This is a genomic window from Mycobacterium sp. BK086, from assembly GCA_004362315.1.
Taxonomy (GTDB): domain Bacteria; phylum Actinomycetota; class Actinomycetes; order Mycobacteriales; family Mycobacteriaceae; genus Mycobacterium.
Genome location: SNWL01000005.1, coordinates 657,552 through 674,100, shown reverse-complemented (window position 1 = coordinate 674,100; position 16,549 = coordinate 657,552). Strand labels below are relative to the sequence as shown.

The 16,549-nt window shown below is 66.8% G+C and carries 20 protein-coding genes; 13 read left to right on the top strand and 7 right to left on the bottom strand.

What is annotated here, in order from left to right:
- Nucleotides 1-102 precede the first annotated feature (102 nt).
- The gene (locus EV580_RS19765) at nucleotides 103-1,239 is read left to right on the top strand and encodes a glycosyltransferase (RefSeq protein WP_133693149.1); all 1,137 of its coding nucleotides are present in this window, start codon (nucleotides 103-105) and stop codon (nucleotides 1,237-1,239) included.
- A 40-nt stretch (nucleotides 1,240-1,279) separates the two neighbouring features.
- Complete coding sequence (locus EV580_RS19760) at nucleotides 1,280-1,693, top strand: hypothetical protein (protein ID WP_133692884.1); 414 nt, start codon at nucleotides 1,280-1,282, stop codon at nucleotides 1,691-1,693.
- On the opposite strand, the gene EV580_RS19755 is transcribed toward EV580_RS19760, so the two are convergent.
- Together EV580_RS19755 and EV580_RS19750 are read right to left on the bottom strand one after the other, a co-directional pair.
- Entirely contained in the window at nucleotides 1,646-2,956 is a 1,311-nt protein-coding gene (locus tag EV580_RS19755; protein ID WP_133692883.1) for a cytochrome P450, read from the bottom strand. The two genes, EV580_RS19760 and EV580_RS19755, sit on opposite strands and share 48 nt — an antisense overlap.
- Before the next feature lie 41 nt (nucleotides 2,957-2,997).
- Entirely contained in the window at nucleotides 2,998-4,278 is a 1,281-nt protein-coding gene (locus tag EV580_RS19750) for a cytochrome P450 (RefSeq protein WP_133692882.1), read from the bottom strand.
- A gap of 71 nt (nucleotides 4,279-4,349) precedes the next feature.
- On the opposite strand from EV580_RS19750, the gene EV580_RS19745 reads away from it, so the two are divergent.
- Genes EV580_RS19745 through EV580_RS19735 form a run of 3 tightly spaced genes read left to right on the top strand, consistent with a single transcriptional unit; the run spans nucleotide 4,350 to nucleotide 6,293 of the window.
- Nucleotides 4,350-5,018: a YoaK family protein gene (locus EV580_RS19745; RefSeq protein ID WP_133692881.1), complete on the top strand. Its 669-nt coding sequence runs from the start codon at nucleotides 4,350-4,352 to the stop codon at nucleotides 5,016-5,018.
- The gene (locus tag EV580_RS19740; RefSeq protein ID WP_133692880.1) at nucleotides 5,015-6,073 is read left to right on the top strand and encodes a pyridoxal-phosphate dependent enzyme; all 1,059 of its coding nucleotides are present in this window, start codon (nucleotides 5,015-5,017) and stop codon (nucleotides 6,071-6,073) included. Before EV580_RS19745 ends, EV580_RS19740 begins: the two co-directional genes overlap by 4 nt.
- A 28-nt stretch (nucleotides 6,074-6,101) precedes the next feature.
- Nucleotides 6,102-6,293 carry a hypothetical protein gene (locus EV580_RS19735; RefSeq protein WP_133692879.1) on the top strand — a complete coding sequence of 64 codons (192 nt, stop codon included), beginning with the start codon at nucleotides 6,102-6,104 and terminating at the stop codon, nucleotides 6,291-6,293.
- Nucleotides 6,294-6,304: 11 nt separating this feature from the next.
- On the opposite strand, the gene EV580_RS19730 is transcribed toward EV580_RS19735, so the two are convergent.
- Nucleotides 6,305-6,808 carry a nuclear transport factor 2 family protein gene (locus EV580_RS19730; protein WP_133692878.1) on the bottom strand — a complete coding sequence of 168 codons (504 nt, stop codon included), beginning with the start codon at nucleotides 6,806-6,808 and terminating at the stop codon, nucleotides 6,305-6,307.
- Between the two features lie 41 nt (nucleotides 6,809-6,849).
- The gene (locus EV580_RS19725) at nucleotides 6,850-7,305 is read right to left on the bottom strand and encodes an SRPBCC family protein (RefSeq protein WP_133692877.1); all 456 of its coding nucleotides are present in this window, start codon (nucleotides 7,303-7,305) and stop codon (nucleotides 6,850-6,852) included.
- 118 nt (nucleotides 7,306-7,423) lie between these two features.
- Between EV580_RS19725 and EV580_RS19720 the strand changes: the two genes are divergently transcribed.
- From EV580_RS19720 to EV580_RS19705, 4 genes are read left to right on the top strand one after another with little or no spacing between them, the layout of a single operon-like run.
- The gene (locus tag EV580_RS19720; protein WP_133692876.1) at nucleotides 7,424-7,906 is read left to right on the top strand and encodes a hypothetical protein; all 483 of its coding nucleotides are present in this window, start codon (nucleotides 7,424-7,426) and stop codon (nucleotides 7,904-7,906) included.
- Nucleotides 7,903-8,871, top strand: coding sequence for an AAA family ATPase (locus tag EV580_RS19715; RefSeq protein ID WP_133692875.1), 969 nt, complete (start codon nucleotides 7,903-7,905; stop codon nucleotides 8,869-8,871). Before EV580_RS19720 ends, EV580_RS19715 begins: the two co-directional genes overlap by 4 nt.
- Nucleotides 8,864-10,114: a DUF58 domain-containing protein gene (locus EV580_RS19710; RefSeq protein ID WP_133692874.1), complete on the top strand. Its 1,251-nt coding sequence runs from the start codon at nucleotides 8,864-8,866 to the stop codon at nucleotides 10,112-10,114. Before EV580_RS19715 ends, EV580_RS19710 begins: the two co-directional genes overlap by 8 nt.
- Nucleotides 10,111-10,587 carry a hypothetical protein gene (locus EV580_RS19705; RefSeq protein ID WP_133692873.1) on the top strand — a complete coding sequence of 159 codons (477 nt, stop codon included), beginning with the start codon at nucleotides 10,111-10,113 and terminating at the stop codon, nucleotides 10,585-10,587. The genes EV580_RS19710 and EV580_RS19705 overlap by 4 nt, the downstream gene beginning before the upstream one ends.
- Nucleotides 10,588-10,599: 12 nt before the next feature.
- On the opposite strand, the gene EV580_RS19700 is transcribed toward EV580_RS19705, so the two are convergent.
- Nucleotides 10,600-11,427 (bottom strand): polysaccharide deacetylase family protein, encoded by an 828-nt coding sequence (locus EV580_RS19700; protein ID WP_133692872.1) that lies wholly within the window; start codon nucleotides 11,425-11,427, stop codon nucleotides 10,600-10,602.
- Nucleotides 11,428-11,549: 122 nt separating this feature from the next.
- On the opposite strand from EV580_RS19700, the gene EV580_RS19695 reads away from it, so the two are divergent.
- Together EV580_RS19695 and EV580_RS19690 are read left to right on the top strand one after the other, a co-directional pair.
- A complete protein-coding gene (locus EV580_RS19695; RefSeq protein ID WP_133692871.1) occupies nucleotides 11,550-12,434 on the top strand; it encodes a TIGR03854 family LLM class F420-dependent oxidoreductase in 885 nt (294 codons plus the stop codon).
- An 18-nt stretch (nucleotides 12,435-12,452) separates the two neighbouring features.
- A complete protein-coding gene (locus EV580_RS19690; protein ID WP_133692870.1) occupies nucleotides 12,453-13,463 on the top strand; it encodes a DUF4331 family protein in 1,011 nt (336 codons plus the stop codon).
- Here the strand turns inward: EV580_RS19690 and EV580_RS19685 are convergent.
- Nucleotides 13,460-14,029: a chorismate mutase gene (locus EV580_RS19685; RefSeq protein WP_133692869.1), complete on the bottom strand. Its 570-nt coding sequence runs from the start codon at nucleotides 14,027-14,029 to the stop codon at nucleotides 13,460-13,462. The two genes, EV580_RS19690 and EV580_RS19685, sit on opposite strands and share 4 nt — an antisense overlap.
- A 57-nt stretch (nucleotides 14,030-14,086) precedes the next feature.
- Here EV580_RS19685 and EV580_RS19680 point away from each other — a divergent pair, with 57 nt between their 5' ends.
- The gene (locus EV580_RS19680; protein ID WP_133692868.1) at nucleotides 14,087-14,857 is read left to right on the top strand and encodes a class I SAM-dependent methyltransferase; all 771 of its coding nucleotides are present in this window, start codon (nucleotides 14,087-14,089) and stop codon (nucleotides 14,855-14,857) included.
- A 2-nt stretch (nucleotides 14,858-14,859) separates the two neighbouring features.
- Here the strand turns inward: EV580_RS19680 and EV580_RS19675 are convergent, their stop codons facing one another.
- On the bottom strand, nucleotides 14,860-15,933 hold the full coding sequence (locus tag EV580_RS19675; protein ID WP_133692867.1) for a S1C family serine protease: 1,074 nt from the start codon (nucleotides 15,931-15,933) through the stop codon (nucleotides 14,860-14,862).
- Between the two features lie 187 nt (nucleotides 15,934-16,120).
- Here EV580_RS19675 and EV580_RS19670 point away from each other — a divergent pair, with 187 nt between their 5' ends.
- Nucleotides 16,121-16,369 carry a hypothetical protein gene (locus EV580_RS19670; protein ID WP_133692866.1) on the top strand — a complete coding sequence of 83 codons (249 nt, stop codon included), beginning with the start codon at nucleotides 16,121-16,123 and terminating at the stop codon, nucleotides 16,367-16,369.
- The last annotated feature ends 180 nt before the right edge of the window (nucleotides 16,370-16,549 follow it).

Below are 16,549 nucleotides of genomic sequence, written 5' to 3'. Positions count from 1 at the left end.
GTGATCAACGGTAGTCCAATTGTGGCTGTTCACCGCGTGTTCAGGACACCGCAGGGCGGACGTCGCCATGCGCACACCGCAACGGGTTCAGCTAGGCCCATGATGAGGGTCGCGCAGGTCGCGAACTTCTACGGGCCCCGGTCGGGCGGGCTACGGACGGCTGTCGACCGGCTCGGCGCCGAATACTGCGCCGCCGGGCACGAGGTCTTCCTGATCGTGCCGGGAGCCGGCGCGGCCCACACCGTGCTGCCGAGCGGAGTCACCCGAATAACCGTGCCTGCCAAACAGATTCCGCTCACCGGGGGATACCGTGCGGTCATGCCCGCGCCGGTGACCGCGCTGCTGACGGAGCTCGCACCCGACGCGATCGAGGTGTCCGACCGATTCACCCTGCGCGGCCTGGGCCGCTGGGGTGCCCGCCACGGTGTCACGACGGTGATGATCTCCCACGAGCGACTGGACCGACTCACCGGACAGATCATGCCGAGACCGCTGGCCCGCCGCATCGCCGACGCAGCCAATCGCCGGACCGCCGCCAACTACGACACCGTGTTGTGCACCACCAGCTTTGCCCGTGAGGAGTTCGACCGCATCGGTGCCGCCAACGTGATGACAGTGCCGTTGGGCGTGGACCTCGATATGTTCCATCCCAACCGGTTCTGCACGCTGACCCGCAATCGCTGGGCCGCCCCCGAGCAGGTCCTGCTCGTGCACTGCGGGCGGCTGTCCGTGGAGAAACGGGCCGACCGCAGCATCGATGCCCTTGCCGCCCTGCGCGATTCGGGAGTTGATGCGCGGCTGGTGGTCGCCGGCGACGGACCGATGCGGCCTAGGCTGGAGCGGCAGGCCGCCAGGTTGCCGGTGGACTTCACCGGGTTCATCGAATCGCGCGATGCGGTGGCCAGACTGCTGGCGACCGCCGACGTCGCATTGGCGCCGGGCCCGCACGAAACGTTCGGTCTGGCGGCACTGGAGGCGCTCGCGTGCGGGACCCCGGCGGTGGTGTCGCGCACGTCGGCACTCACCGAAATCCTGAGCTCCGACAGCGGCGCGTGCGCCGACAACGATCCGCAGGCCATCGCCGCGGCCGTCGCCGGTGTCATCGACCGTCCCGAACAGCAGCGGCGATTCTGCGCCCGGCGCCGTGCCGAAACCTTCACCTGGCCGCGCGCGGCGGCGGGAATGCTGATCGCACTGAGCGGTTTGACGCACGGACGCGACGGGAACGCCGCTATTTGACGGTGCCGTATCCGCGGCCCGCTCAATGAAGGAGCCCGAGATGGCCTCGAATACTGTGTGGATTGTCGTCGCCGTGATCGCTGCGCTGATCGTCGTCGCAGCTCTGGTGTGGGTTGGACGCAAGCGTCAGGTCAGCCGCCGAGTCGCGCAGGCCGAGGAGATCCGCGAGGAAGTGCGCCAGGATCACGCCAAGGTGCAGCGCCGCGAGGCGCTGGCCGACGAGACTGCCGCCAAAGCTCGTGCGGCGCAAGCCGAAGCGGAAGCCAAGGCCGCCGAAGCGGCCCGCCTGCAGGAGAACGCCGAGAAGCATCGCACGGAAGCGGCCGCTCATCGCGACGAACTCGACGAGAAGTGGTCGCACGCCGACTCGCTGGACCCGCGCGTCAGCGAGGACGAGCGCGCCGGTTCAGTCCCGCGAGGTGATCAGTCCGGGCGCGCCGAGGCTGACCGGTAGCTGCGCCCATCCGCGCAACACCCGGGTGTCGCGCCGGCTGCCGAGCCCGGCGAGCTGCGCGTCGGGGAAGTGCGTGAAGAACCGGCGTAGCCCGACCTCACCCTCGGCTCGCGCCAGTGCCGCACCCAGGCAGAAGTGCCTGCCGCCCGAAAAGGCAAGGTGCTTACCGGCATTCGACCGCCCGACGTCGAAACGGTGCGGATCCTCGAAGACAGCGGGATCGCGGTTGGCGGCGGCCAGGTAGATCGCCACCATCTCACCGGCACGCACAGTGGCGCCGACAACCTCGGTGTCGCGCAGTGCGATGCGGGCCGACAGTTGCACAGGCGATTCCAGCCGCAAGATCTCTTCGACGGCATTCGGCCAGAGCGACGGGTCCTCCTGCAACCGGGCGAGCTGGTCGGGGGAGTTCAGTAACAACCGAATTCCGTTGCCCAGCAGGTTCACTGTGGTCTCGAAACCGGCGGCGAGCACCAGCCCGGCAACCCCTTGCAATTCGGCTTCGTCGAGGTGCCTGCCGTCCTCAGAGGCCGCGATCAGCTGGCTCATCAGATCCTCGCCGGGCTGCTCGCGCAAGTGCCGCAGGTGGGCGGACAGCCACTCGTTGAACCCGGCAAGCCCGTTCTGCACTCGCTGATACTGCGACCAGCTCAGCCCGACGTCGAGGCTGGGGGCGGCCAGCTCACCGAATTCGAGGATCCGCGGCCGGTCGGCGTCGGGCACACCGAGAATGTCGCCGATCACCGAAACGGGCAGCTGCGCGCAGTAGCGCTCGACGATGTCCACCACCGCGGGTCCGTCCGACAGTCCGTCGAGCAACTCCGCGGCGGTGTCCTCAACCCGATCGCGCAGCGCGGTCACCGCACGCGAGGTGAACACCGACGACACGGTTTTGCGGTAACGGGTGTGGTCGGGCGGTTCGACGGCCAGCAATGACGGCGGGCGCAGCGGGTGCAGCAGATCGTCGCGGGTGCGACGCTCCACCCACTGCAGCGGCTTGGGGAGGTTGCCGCCCAGGATGATCACCCGGAAGTCGTCGGACCGCAGCAGCTCGTGGGCGACGGCGTGGTCGAGGGTCAGGAAACCCACCCGAGTGGGGATCATCGGCCCGCGACCGCGCACCTCTTCGAAGAAGGAGACCGGGTCGGTGCGCACGGCCGGGTCGAACGCCATCCGGGCTTGCGGGTCGCCGCGCCGGGCCGCCACCCGTGCCAGCGCCCGGATCACCCCGTGCATCACCAACCAGTGCACCCGCTGCTTCATGCTCATCACGCTACGAGTGCTGCCGTCGACGCGCCACAACGTCAGGCAGGCGCCCAGCTGACAGGCAGTCGCTTGATCCCGTGGATGAACGCCGAGAGCAACATGGCCGGCTCCTCGGTGACCGCGATATCCGGGATGCGCCGGTGCAGTTCTTCGAAGACCACCGCGATCTCTCGGCGGGCCAGGTTGGCGCCCAGGCAGAAGTGCGCGCCGCCACCGCCGAAGCCGACATGGTGGTTCGGGGTGCGCTTCACGTCGAAGAGCCACGGATCGGGGAACTTGTCCTCATCGCGGTTGGCCGACGCGTACCACATCGTGACCTTGTCGCCCTCGGCCATCTTGACTCCGGACAACTCGACATCGCGGGTGACGGTGCGGCGCATGTAGATCACCGGCGACGCCCATCGCACGACCTCCTCGACGGCGGTGTCGGTGACGTTTTCGAAATCGTCCCACCAGATTTTGCGCTGCTCGGGATAGCGCGTCAGGGCCAGCACGCCGTGACTGATCGCGTTGCGCGTGGTCTCGTTGCCCGCGACCGCCAACAGGATGAAGAACGACGCGATCTCCGCCGACGTCAGCCGCTCCCCGTCGACCTCGGCGACCACCAGTGCGGTGGTGAGATCGTCGCGCGGATTGGTCCGCCGGTCCTCGGCCAGCGCGGTCGCATAGGCCCCGATGTCCAGGGCGACCTTGAGGAACTCGTTGAAATCTGTGGTCAGGTCAGGGTCGCCGAAGCCCAGGATGATGTTGGTCCACTGAAAGATCCGGTCGTGGTCTTCCTCGGGGATGCCCATCATGTCGCAGATGACCTGCAGGGGCAGCGGACCCGACAGCTCGGACACCAGTTCGGCGTTGCCGTCGGGATGGTTGGCCAGCATCGCCGACACCAGCTGCTCGGCGCGGGCACGCACCGACTCCTCGGTGCGGGCAACCACCTTGGGGGTGAAGGCGCTGCGCACGATATTGCGCAGCCGCGAGTGCCGCGGATCGTCCAGCGCGATCATCGAGCCGAAATATTCGGCGACTTCGGGGACTTGGTCGCCGATCGTGATGTTGGGGTACGAGCTGAAGATCTCGGGGTGGCGGCTGGCGTAGAAGACGTCGTCGAGCTTCGTCAACGCCCAGTGTCCGGGGCCTGCCTCGATCCCCTCGAACTCGACCTCGTGAAAGAACTTGATCGGGGCTTCGCGGCGCAGGGTGGCGAACGCACCGTCGCGCAGCGCGTCGTCCATGCCCCAGAACTCGAACGTGCCCAGATTGATGTCCTCGAGCGCCATCTCGGGAGGCGTCTGACCGTTGACTCGCGTCGCTATGCCCATACGAGACGACAGTAGAGTCTCAGCGCCAACGGTCGTGTTCATTTCCGGATTCAGGCAAGCTGACATCCACGATGACGCGAACCTCGACGACACTGCGATTCGGGCTGTTGCTCACGATGGCCAACGGGTTCCTCGACGCCTACACCTACATCGCCCGCGGCGGGGTGTTCGCCAACGTCCAGACGGCCAACGTCATCTTCTTCGCGCTCAACATGAGTCAGGGCAAGGTCGTCAGCGCGCTGGCCCATGTCTGGCCACTATTGGCATTCGGCGCCGGCGTCGGTCTGGCCTCCTATCTGAAATCGGGCCGCGCCGAGCGCCACCTGAAGCATCCGTTGCGCTGGACCATGCTGGCGCAGGCCGTCGTGTTCTTCGTGATCGGCTTCGTGCCGACCACCGTGGCCCACACCTATGTGACGGTGCCGATCTCGTTCGTCGCGGCCATCCAGATCGGGCTGTTCCGCAATATCGGCGATCTCGTGTACTTGCCGGTCGCCACCACCGGGAACCTGATGCGGCTGGTCGAAGCGGGCTATACCGGATTCGTGGACCACGACGCGAGCGCACGACAAGCCTTCACGACCTACGGCCTTCTCACGTTGTTCTTCAGCGGCGGCGCGCTGGCCGGCGCGTTCGCCACTCACGCCTGGCACGTCCACGCGATCTGGATACCGGCCGGCGTCCTGTTCGTCACGCTGATCCTGTTCGTGGTCGACGAGCGAAAGGGCATCGAGCCGTGAGACTTCCGGCACTGGTATGTGCCTCGTGCGGGCGGGAATTCGACGTCGCGGATCTGGTGTGGCGCTGCCCGTGCGGCGGGGTGTTCGACGTCAGCGGGCCGTGGCAGCCGATGGTCGACGAGTCGGTCACGCTAGGTGAGGGCAACACCCCGATCGTCCCGTCGAAGACGCTCCCGGGTGCGCGATTCAAACTCGAATTCTTCAGTCCGACACTGTCTTTCAAAGACCGAGGCGCGGTGGTCCTGGCGTCGCTGGCCGCCCGCCTGGGCGTCACCAAAGCGGTGGTCGACAGCAGCGGCAACGCCGGGACCGCGGCGGCCGCGTATTTCGCTCGGGCCGGCATCGCCTGTCGAGTACTGGTCCCGGAGTCGACCTCACCGGAGAAGCTTGCGCAGATCGCCGCGCACGGCGCCGAGCTGACCCTGGTGCCGGGCAGTCGCGCCGACACCGCCGCCGCGGCCGCCGAGATCGCCGACCAGCCCGGGATGTTCTATGCCAGTCACGTCTTCCACCCGTACTTCATGCACGGCGTGAAGAGCTACGGCTACGAGATCTGGCGGCAAAGCGGTGACACCCTGCCCTCGGCGGTGCTGGTCCCGGTCGGTAACGGAACTCTGCTGCTGGGCTGCTATTTGGCGTTTAGTGAGCTGGTCGCAGCGGGGCTCGCCGAGACGATGCCGGCCATCCTCGGGGTCCAGGCGGCGGGCTGTGCACCGCTGGCGGCAGCGTGGAGCGGCCAGGACTACGCCCCGGCGCCGACGGTCGCCGAAGGCATCGCGATCGCCGCCCCGCCGCGCGCCGAGCAGATCATCGCCGCTGTGCGGGCGTCGGGTGGAACGATCGTCGCCGTCGAGGATGCCGCCGTCGTCGCCGGGCGCCGCGCGCTGGGGCAGAGCGAAGGCTTGTTCGTGGAACCGACGGCGGCCGTCTGTTACTCCGCGGCCGCGGGCGCCGCGACGCGCAGCGGACCCGGCTGGAAACTCGTCCGCGAGTTTCTCGCCAATGACGACGTCGTCATCCCGCTATGCGGTGCCGGACTCAAACATCCGGATTGAATCCCGGATTCGCGGGAAAGCAAGAGCCATGGCTACCTACCGCGTGATCAACCCGCATGGCGACGTCGTCGACACCAAGGACATCGAGAGTGCCGAAGACGCACATGCCTGGTTCGTCGACGCCCGGGCCGACAACTCCGAGTTGGGCTGGCGCATGGAGGTAGAGCACGACGGCCAGTGGTCGTTCTTCGATGACACCGAGGGCAGTCCCAGTGAGTGAGACTTGCTGTCTCAGGCCAGATCCCAGCCCATGTTCTTGGCGAAAGTCACCGCGTCGTCGGAGATCGTTCCGAGCTTCTTCGACGCCTCGATGTAGCCCTTCACCATCGGCATGAAGTTCATCGGGTTGTAGGCGTCTTCCTCGTAGCTCCACAGTCCGTTGCCTGCGTACTTGAGCACCGACAGGTTGGGCTCCTCGTGGATGCTGCCGTCACCCGGATCGCGCATCCGGTTCTGGAATTCGCAGATCACCCAACCCTTGTCGACATCGATGGAGTACCAGGTCGCAGGGAAGAACGGCATCTCGGTGCCGGGAAACGTGTTCATCGTGCCGACGATCCAATTGCGGATCGCCTCACGGCCGCGAAACGTCCCGTAGGAGTGCTCGACGTAGATGGCATCTTCGGTGAACTGGTCGGCGAACCGGCCCCAGTCCCAGCTGTCGGCAATGCCGACGACAACCTGACGATGTTCGTCGAACGCCGTCTCAATTTCTTCGCGTGACCATTGACCCATGCACCGGTTGTATCAAACCGGTCAGCGGGCGTGGCCGAGATTCAGTCGTTCTCAACGACTTTCTGGATTCGTTCCAACGTGGTGCGCATGTCCCGCTTGTTGCGCCGAACGCGCAGAAATCCGCCGAACACCCGGAACACTTGCATCAGCACGGACTTCGGCATCCAGAACGACTCGGTCACGTCGGTGCCGTCACCGCTGGGCTCCAGGCGGTAGTGCCAGTTGTTGAGCGCACGGTCGCCGGCCAGGACAGCGAACCCGAATTCCCGTCCCGGCTCGCACGCGGTGACTTTGCAGGTGGTCCAGTACACGGGCCCGATCTCGTTGCGGCGGACGTGGCCGCGGAACTTCGCGCCCAGCGCCGGTCCGGTAGCGCCGCCGAGCCATTCGGACTCGAACACCTCCGGCGAGAACTCGCCGGTCCTGGTGATGTCGGCGATGAGAGTCCAGATCTTGTCGGCCGGTGCGGCCATGTGCACGGTCACGGAGCCTTCCATGCCCGTGATCCTAGGTCCGTCGGGCTCAGCTCGACGTCGATCAAGGTTGTGCCGGCGGAATGCGGGGTTGGCGCGTTTTGGCCGTCCATTCCGCGCGCAGGCACCAGAATCGGTTGGCATGAGGGGGCTCGCAGTGTGGGGTACGTGCGGAGTGGCCGCCGCGGCGGCCCTCGGGCTGTCGATCGGGGGCCATCACGCGGTCCCGTGGACATCGGGCATTGCCCTGGCGTTGGCGTCGCTGGCCGCGCGCTGCATGCTGGGCCGCGACCCCCGGCTCATGCAGATACCAACCTCCGATGACGCCGACAGCTCACTGAGCCGGTGGGTGGAGCGCACCGAAGCTCAGATCGCCTGGGCTGATTCCACCCGCGCGGATTGGGATCGCCGGCTGCGACCGACACTGGCCTGGCAATTCGAGCGGGTGGCCCGGCAGCCACGGTCCAGAGATCCCGCGGCTTTCGACAGGACCGGACGAGTCCTCTTCGGCGATGAACTGTGGGTGTGGGTGGATCCAGAGAACGTAGCGCGCACCGGCGGCCGGGCACCGGGCCCTGGCCGAGCGGTGTTCACCGCGATCGTCGAGCACCTGGAGCGGCTGTGACGATCCCGCTCGCAACAACGGCCGCGAAGTGCGAGACCATTCTCGACGAGGTCGGCTGCGCGGTCGTAGGCAAACGCGATGCGTTGACCCAGATCCTGACCACCGTGTTGGCCCGCGGGCATGTGCTGATCGAGGACCTCCCCGGGTTGGGCAAGACGCTGATCGCCCGATCCTTCGGCGCGGCTCTGGGACTGGACTTCACCCGCGTGCAGTTCACCCCCGACCTACTGCCCGCCGATTTGCTCGGTTCCACGATCTACGACATGCAGTCGGGCCGTTTTGAGTTCCGTCAGGGGCCAGTCTTCACCAATCTGTTGCTGGCCGATGAGATCAACCGGACGCCGCCGAAAGCGCAGGCGGCGCTGTTGGAAGCGATGGCCGAGCGTCAGGTGAGCATCGACCGCACCACCCACCCCTTGCCGGATCCATTCATCGTGCTGGCTACCGATAACCCGATCGAGTACGACGGCACCTATCCGCTGCCCGAGGCCCAATTAGACCGCTTCGCAATTCGTCTCGAGCTCCGTTATCTCTCCAGGCTCGAGGAACGCTCGATGCTGCGCCGCCGCATCGAGCGCGGATCGGCCGAACCCCACGTCGGCCAGGTCGTCGATAGAGACGACCTGCTGGCGATGCAGGAATCGGTCGAACAGGTCACCGTCGATGACGAGGTGCTGGACTATGTGGTTGCGATCGCGGACGCGACCCGACAGCATCCCCAGGTAGCCGTCGGCGCCAGCCCACGAGCCGAGCTGGACCTCGTGCAGCTCGCTCGCGCTCATGCGCTTTTGCGGGGACGTGACCAGGTGATCGGTGCCGATGTGCGGGCGCTTGCCGTGGCGGCCATGGCTCACCGAATCAGCCTGCGCCCGGAAATGTGGGTCCGGCGCATCCGCTCCAGCGATGTCTTGGCCGAATTGTTGAACCGGATGCCCGTGCCTCAAGGCAGGGGAGCCAATGGATGAGGGCGGTGAGGTCGAGGTCGTGCCCGCGTGGCGCGCTTCACCGTCGGCCCTCGCGCTGGCGACGTGCGCCGCTGCAATCCTGGTTGCCGCGGTTTGCGGATCCCGTTGGCAACTCATCGTTTTCGCGACCCCCCTAATCGGGGCGCTCTACTCGATCTACTGGCCGGGCGACCGGGCGAAGGTCCGCGTGCGCAGCTCCGCGACCCGTCAGTATTTCTTCGAATCGGAGCAGGCTCGCCTGACCGTATCGGTGACCGGGAAATCGATTACCACAGTGCGGTTTTCGGCATCTGACAACATGGAGGTGGAGGTGGTCGAGGACGAAGATGACCGCCACACCGTCCTGGTGTCCGCCTCGCGATGGGGACGGTATGCCGTGCAGGCCCACGTGACGTTGTCCGCTGCCGGTGGCTTGCTGCGCGGGACGGCGGTGGTCGACGTTTCCGAATGTTGTGTGTTTCCGATTGCGCCACCTCAAGACACAGCGCTGCCAAGAGCTGAACTGCCCGATCGCCTCGGCAGCCACCTCACCCGCCACGTCGGTCCTGGCGTGGAATTCGCCGACATCCGCGCCTATGTTCCCGGAGATCAACTCCGCTCGGTGAATTGGCCGGTCAGCGCACGCCGACGAGCACTGCACGTGACGGAACGGCTGACCGATCGAGCGGCCGACGTCGTGGTGCTCGTCGACACCCACGCCCAGCCTCTCGGGCCGGCCACCGAGGCCACCGATCGGATGGCGCGCGGTGCCGTCCAGGTAGTCCAGACATCGCTGCGGCAGGGCGATCGCGCCGGAATCGTCGCCCTCGGCGATCGGCGGACGCACTGGCTGGGCGCTGAGATGGGCAAGGCCCAGTTCTATCGAATCCTCGACACCATCCTCGAAGCCACCGGTCGCGGGCCCGACACCGGCACCAGCACGCTGGCGCCGCCGGGAGTTATCCCGCCCGGAGCGATCGTCATCGGGTTCTCCACCCTCCTTGACACTGATTTCGCACTTGCTGTCATCGACCTTCGCAAACGTGGACACACAGTCGTTGTCGTCGACCTGCTCGTCGGACCTCCATTCACCGGCGAATGTGACCCGATGGTCCCTCGGCTGTGGGCACTGCAACGGTCATTCATGCACCGCGATATGGGCACCATCGGGGTGGACGTAGTGCCGTGGTCACCCGAACACACCGTCGATCAAGCCATGCAACTCGTTCCACAGCATCGACGACCGAAAGTGCATAGGCGATGACTCTCGGCCCGGTTGGGCGGCATGTCCTCGCGACCGCGTTCGGGCTGGCGATGGTGGCCGTGGTCGGTATCCACACCAGCGGGACACCGCTGGTTCTGACCGTCCTCGCAATAGGTGCGGTGGGCGTGGGCATCCGGTTGCGCCATGCGGCCGCCTCTGCCGTCTTACTCGCCGCGGGGGCGGTCTTATTCAGTGATGCGCCACCGCTCACGGCTGGCGTGGCCGGCCTCTGCGGCGCGTACTACCTGATCCTTCGGCACGGGGACGACGGCCCCACCGCACCGCTCGCATCGTCGACGATCGCTGCCCTTGGCTGTGCCGTCGCCGGTGTCTCAGTTGCCGCCCTACCGCTCGAGGTTCCGTGGTTACCGATAGTTGCTCCGCCAGCGCTGTTTGTGGTCTATGTGATGGCCACCCGACCATTTACCGCCATTGCCAACACAACTCAACGATCCATTCGCCGTACGGGCTGATCGGATCGGCGCCTAAGCAGACGTGACGTGCGGGATCTCGGGCTGCAGGAAAACGTCGTTGAGCGTGACGGTGCGCAGGTTGCGCGACCGGATGATGTCCACCAGAGCGGGGTAGACGTGGGTGACCGGCACGTGGTTGAGGTGGCCGATGACGATGTTCTGCTGGATGAAGTACTGGTCGGCCATCTTGACGATGAAGTCCTCGGCCACCGGTGTGGAGTCGGCCAGCGATCCCGACCAGAGCGTCGGAACCCGGTAGCCCAGATCGGCGGCGACGGCGTCGACGTCATCGTTGTGGCTGCCGTAGGGCGGCCGGAAGTACGGTGTCGCGTCGGCACCGAACGTGGTGCGCAGGAATCGGTCGTTGCGCTGCAACTGATCGGCAACCTGATCCTTGGTCAAGGTGGTCAGGTCCGGGTGCGACCACGTGTGGTTGCCGAGCTGGATCTGGCCGGAATCCACCAGCGGACGCAGCAGGGCGGCGTTGTCGCGCCACGAGTCGTAGACGCCATTGACGAAGAACGTCAAGCGAATTCCGGTGTCCTTGGCCAACTGCGTGTAGAGCCGCACCACGTCCGAGTTCACCCCGTCGTCGACGGTGATCGCGAGCAGGTCACCCTTGCCGGGCAGTCTGGTCAGCTCACCGCCGCCGGGTAGGGGCACCCGGGCCGTGACCGGTGGCGGGGGCAGTAACGGTGCTGCGCCGAGCGGTGGCGGGGGAGCTTTGGTGGCCGCCGGCGGAACGTTGGTCTGCGACATCGCGATCGCGCTGGAGGTCCCGACGAGGCTGGCCGAAGCGAGCAACCCGATGACGAACTGGCGCCGGGTTACCTCGGGCACGTGCCGGTCCCAGAAACCACATCCGTCACATCTGTCACACCCCTAGGTTAAGGTCCGCCGCCCCCGAAACGACGCACATCCGCGGCTGTGTCGTCACATTCGAGCGGGGTTACCGTGGCGGGGTGGGCGAGAAGAAAATTCGGTTCGGGGTCAGTCTGGGTGGCAACGTCGAGGATCTCCCGCGCATCGTCGATCGGCTGGAGTCCGCCGGCGTCGACTCAATCTGGTTCTCCGAGTTGGTCTACACCCCGGCCGTTGACCCATTCGCCGGCATGGCCTTCACGCTGGGCCGAACCGAGCGGCTCAAGGTCGGCACTTCGGTGGCCGTGCTGCCCGGCCGCAATCCGGTTCTGGTCGCCAAAGCGCTGGCGTCACTGGCCGCACTGGGCCCCAAACGCGTGCTCCCCACCTTCGGACTGCGGCCCGCGTCGCCCACGGAATGGGATGTGTTTCCGGTCCCCGACGGCAAGCGCGCCGCGGTCTTCGACGAGGCGCTCGCCGTGGTGCGCGCACTGCTGACCGGCGACGAGGTGACCTTTGACGGCACGTACTTTCAGCTGAGCGCGGTGTCGCTGGGCATCCGCCCGCCGGTGCCGGTCGACATCTGGCTCGGTGGATCCGCCCCGGCGGCATTCCGCCGCATCGGGCGTCTGGCCGACGGCTGGCTGGGCAGCTTCCTCACGCCTGCCGAAGCAGGGGCGGCGCGCGAAAGCATCGAGCGAGCCGCCGCCGACGCCGGCCGCGCGATCGAGCCCGATCACTTCGGTCTGAGCCTCGGCGTCGCCGACGGCGGCCTGCGTGACGAGATCGCCGCCGCCATCCGCACCCGCAGACCCGACGTGGATCCTGCCGATCTCGTCGCGGGCGACTGGGTGCAATTGCACGGGCAGCTCGACGGTCTCATCGCCGCAGGCCTGAGCAAGTTCGTCATCCGGCCCGTCGGCGACACCCCCTCGGACGAGTTCATCGACCGTTTCATCGAAGAACTGTTGCCCCGGCAAAACTGATCCGGCAGAGTTTCGTTGATGTCGAATCATTTCACCGGCCTGAGCCTGGGCCCACCACTCGGGGATCAGCGACTGGATCTGTGTGACCTCTACGCATTTCAAGCACCGGCCGACCCGGCCCGTACCGTGCTGATCCTCAACGCCAACCCGAACGCCGACGCGCTGCATCCCGACGCCATCTACCGGCTGGCGGTCGACAACGACGGGGATCTGCTCAACGACATCGCCTTCAGCTTCGTCTTCTCCGAGCCGGACGACGGGCGCCAGACCGTGGACGTCTTCATGGCCGTCGGGGATGACGCCGAGTCGCCACTTCCGTTGGGCGAGAAGATCTTCGACGCCGTGGAAGTATCCTTCGGGCCAACCGCCAAGGTCCACCAGTCCGGGGAATACACGTTCGCCGCGGGCGCGCGCAGTGACGCGTTCTTCTTCGATTTCGACGGCATCAAGAACCTGTTCGACACCAGCGGTAAGCGCAATTTCACCGACCTGCATCTTGGCGACAGCTCGCCGTGGACCGGGGTCGATTCCAACCTGGCGGCCAACGTGTTCTCCATCGCCATCGAGCTGCCGACCGCCGAACTCGGTGCCAACCCCGACATCCGGATCTGGGGACGCTGCAGCGTCAAGCAGGACGGCGAACTGCTCCATGTCGACCGCGCCGGCCATCCGTCGGTGAGCAGTTTCTTCAACACCGACGACACCAAGTTGGAGTACAATGCCAGCGTGCCGGTCAACGACCGGGAGCGCTGGACGCCGCAGTTCGTCCACCTGATGGGCCACACCGGCGGCTACACCGAGGCGGAGGCCGAAGCGGAGATCGACCGTGAGGGCACCCTGCCCGACATGCTGCACTTCGACCCGAGCAAGCCGGCGAAATACCCGAACGGCCGGGTGTTCACCGACGACGTCATCGACTACCGGCTGGCGTTCCTCACCAAGGGTGACTGCCCGCCCAGCGGACTGGCCCCGCACACCGACACCCTCGACGTCTTTCCCTATCTGGGCAACCCGCACCCGGCGAGTTAGCCTGCGGGACAGTAGGACCGGGTCGCGACGTCCAGCGCGGTCCGGTAGAGATCGTCGAACGCCCGCTCGCCGGCGACGACACCCTTGGCCGCGTCCAGCGCCGGGCGGCAGCCGGGGGAGTTCAGCAGCGGCCACTGCACCGAGAACTGCTCGACGATCTGGTGATTGAGCCCGTCGATGACCGACCGCGACGCCGACAGGTCCGGTGCCGTGCTGGGCGCGCTCGCCGGGTCGAACTTCCAGCCGGCGAACCGGGCGTACTCGATCGCCTCGGTCGCGTTGATCTGATTGGTGAAGGCGGTCGTCACATAATCGGTTGACACACTGCGGGATTCGGCATCCTTCGACACCGCGTCCAGGACCACCTTGACCCGGGCCGGGTCGGTGATCGGCCCGCCGGTGAGCCACTTGTTGGCTGCCACCGCATCAGCGGTCTGTAACCGTTGCGCCGCGGCGTCCACCAGGTTGTACAACGGCTCCGGCGAATCGGCCCGCGCCGGAGCGGCCGTCGCGACCACGAGCATCGTCATCGTTGCTGCGGCGCCGCGCGCCAGGGCAGTGGTCATGGATTCCATCCTTCATCGCTATTGCCGCCGATATCGCTGTTGACGTTAACTGTCCCGGTGGCGGACTGGAGCGGGCGGGACTACAGCCGGGTCAGTAGCCTGCAACGCACGGTGGCCGCCGAGACCCTGGCCGAGCTCGTCGTCGACGGCGCCGAGTGTGTGCTCGACATCGGCTGTGGTGACGGCTTCCTCACCCGCGAGATCGCCGATCGCCTCCCGCGCGGCTACATCGTCGGCGTCGACGCCTCGCCGAGAATGGTGGGCGCGGCCGGGGAGGTCGGCCCGTCGGCACCTTCCGGTCCGGTCTTCGTCTGCGCTGACGCACGACGGCTGCCCTTCGCCACCCGCTTCGACATGGTGGTGTCGTTCAACGCGCTGCACTGGGTGCCGCAGTTGGGCGACGCGCTGGCCGGTATCGCCACGGTGCTGCGCCCCGGCGGCCGAGCCGTGATCCAGATGGTCTGCGGCAGTGCACGTCCCAGCATCGAGTCAACCGCGATGCAGGTGGCCGCCGGCGCGCGGTGGGCGCGGTATTTCGACGGATTCACCGCGCCGTTCGTCCATCCCGAGCCGGCGGAGTTCAGCGCGTTGGCCGAGCGCAACGGGCTTCGGGTCGATGCGGTGACGGTGCGCGATCGCGAGTGGGATTTCGAGACCACCGAGCAGTTCACGGCCTGGTGCACGGTCGGCTGCACGGCCTGGACCGATCACATACCCGAACCCGAGCGCGCCGCCTTCGTCGACGACATGGTGCGCGCCTACGAGCCGTTGGCAGGCCGTCCCGGCTTGTTCCGGTTCATGCAGCTGCGAGCCGAATTGCACACCTGAGCTCAGCCGACCGGCCCCGCGGTGAGGACCACCGGCGCGCTGCGCGGATTGCCTTCACGGTCCACCCAACTCAGCGTGATGGTGTCGCCGGGACGGTGGGCATCCATGAAGTTGGACAAGTCGGTGGCGGTGTTGATGGTCACCCCGTCCGCCGCGACGATCAGGTCACCGCTGGCGATGCCGATTCCCCGCGCGGGAGTGTCCGGAAGAACTTGGCGCACAACGGCTCCGGGCGGGCCGCCCTCGTTGGCGTCGGCGATGCCGACACCGATGAAGGCGGTGTCGCCCATATGCACCCCCGGGCCACCGCCGGACCGGATGGCGTTGGCGATGCCGATCGCACGGTCGATCGGAATGGCAAAGCCTTCGCCACCGCGGACGTTGCCCATCCGGTAGGTCAGCGTGGCCGCGACGGTGACGCCGATGACCTGGCCGGCCGCGTTGACCAGTGGACCACCCGAGTCACCGGGGCGCACATCGGCGGCCACCCGGATCAGGTCGCTGAGTTCCCGAGTCCCGCCGCCGGACTCGTCGGAGGCACGCACCGACGCCCCGAGTTGGGTGATGTTGCCGGGCGAGAAGCTCGGGGCTCCGCCGGCGCCACCGGCGTTGCCGATCGCCGCGATCGGGTCGCCGACCGCGATGCCCGACGATGTCCCCAGCGAGGCGACCGGCAGGTCACCGGCTCCGCGCAGCCGGACCAGGGCGATGTCGTTGGCGCGGTCATAGCCGATGACATCGACGGGGTACGTGCGCCCGTTGGCCAGGCTGGTGGCCGTGATTCCGGTGGCGCCCTCGATGACGTGATTGTTGGTCAGCACCTCGCCGCTGGGATCGAGCACGATGCCGGTGCCCGCGCCGACCGCACTCTGGTAGTTCAGCGTCGTGTTGATGTCGACGAGCCCAGGGGTGACCTGACCGAGTACCGCTGACTGGTCCAGGGGAGACAGCGGCGCCGGGCCGACCGGCGCCGGTGTGGCGTGCGCGGGACCTGCGAGCAGACCCGGCACCAGCAGAAGGGCCGCCAGCGTGGTCATCAGCCGGCGGCCGTGGCGAAGCGGAAGCTTTGCGTCCATGGTTCAACTTTGCCTGAAAAGCGGCGCGTATGGCACTCGGACGCAGTTCCGGCCGGCCGTGTCGTTGCTGAGCGAAATGTCACGGTTTGGCCGACCACACATTCGGGAAGTCGCTTGCTCAGCGCCGCAACCCAAGTGGCCACACCGCCGACGTCGCCCGCACCGGACGAGGAAGGAGCGCCCTGAAGTGAGCACTCCAGAACGTTCCGAAGATGTTTCCAACCAGTCGTCCGCCCAACTGGGTTCGGAAAAACCGGAGCCTGACGATGCCGCCCGGGCAAAGGCCGCGGAGATGATGAAGGCCTACGAGGACCGGCCCACCGCCGTTTTGCCCGGCTCGGACAACACCGTCACCGGCACCGCCGTCAACGAGTGGCTCGATGAGAACGGCCAGCCGAAATACGGCAAAGGCGAGGGCGCCGGTGATCCTTCTTGACGCAACATTCAGCTCCCTCACAGTTTGCTCAAGTGGGGACTTCGCGGTTAGTCGCGTAGGCTACCGAGGTTACGTCACCGGGGGAGTGTGACCGGGTCACGCGGGGTTGGCCGGAGTGCAGACGCAAGAACAGGAAACCTAGTTGCTCAATTCACCCGCACGCGTAGAAGAGGTCGATCT

What these genes read in the sequence shown, in the direction of transcription:
- EV580_RS19710 (WP_133692874.1), top strand. Translation starts at nt 8,864, where the DNA reads ATGGATGAGGGCGGTGAGGTCGAGGTCGTGCCCGCGTGGCGCGCTTCA.
- EV580_RS19735 (WP_133692879.1), top strand. Translation starts at nt 6,102, where the DNA reads ATGGCTACCTACCGCGTGATCAACCCGCATGGCGACGTCGTCGACACC.
- EV580_RS19705 (WP_133692873.1), top strand. Translation starts at nt 10,111, where the DNA reads ATGACTCTCGGCCCGGTTGGGCGGCATGTCCTCGCGACCGCGTTCGGG.
- EV580_RS19750 (WP_133692882.1), bottom strand. Translation starts at nt 4,278, where the DNA reads ATGGGCATAGCGACGCGAGTCAACGGTCAGACGCCTCCCGAGATGGCG.
- EV580_RS19720 (WP_133692876.1), top strand. Translation starts at nt 7,424, where the DNA reads ATGAGGGGGCTCGCAGTGTGGGGTACGTGCGGAGTGGCCGCCGCGGCG.
- EV580_RS19725 (WP_133692877.1), bottom strand. Translation starts at nt 7,305, where the DNA reads ATGGAAGGCTCCGTGACCGTGCACATGGCCGCACCGGCCGACAAGATC.
- EV580_RS19685 (WP_133692869.1), bottom strand. Translation starts at nt 14,029, where the DNA reads ATGACCACTGCCCTGGCGCGCGGCGCCGCAGCAACGATGACGATGCTC.
- EV580_RS19675 (WP_133692867.1), bottom strand. Translation starts at nt 15,933, where the DNA reads ATGGACGCAAAGCTTCCGCTTCGCCACGGCCGCCGGCTGATGACCACG.
- EV580_RS19730 (WP_133692878.1), bottom strand. Translation starts at nt 6,808, where the DNA reads ATGGGTCAATGGTCACGCGAAGAAATTGAGACGGCGTTCGACGAACAT.
- EV580_RS19760 (WP_133692884.1), top strand. Translation starts at nt 1,280, where the DNA reads ATGGCCTCGAATACTGTGTGGATTGTCGTCGCCGTGATCGCTGCGCTG.
- EV580_RS19765 (WP_133693149.1), top strand. Translation starts at nt 103, where the DNA reads ATGAGGGTCGCGCAGGTCGCGAACTTCTACGGGCCCCGGTCGGGCGGG.
- EV580_RS19690 (WP_133692870.1), top strand. Translation starts at nt 12,453, where the DNA reads ATGTCGAATCATTTCACCGGCCTGAGCCTGGGCCCACCACTCGGGGAT.
- EV580_RS19755 (WP_133692883.1), bottom strand. Translation starts at nt 2,956, where the DNA reads ATGAAGCAGCGGGTGCACTGGTTGGTGATGCACGGGGTGATCCGGGCG.
- EV580_RS19745 (WP_133692881.1), top strand. Translation starts at nt 4,350, where the DNA reads ATGACGCGAACCTCGACGACACTGCGATTCGGGCTGTTGCTCACGATG.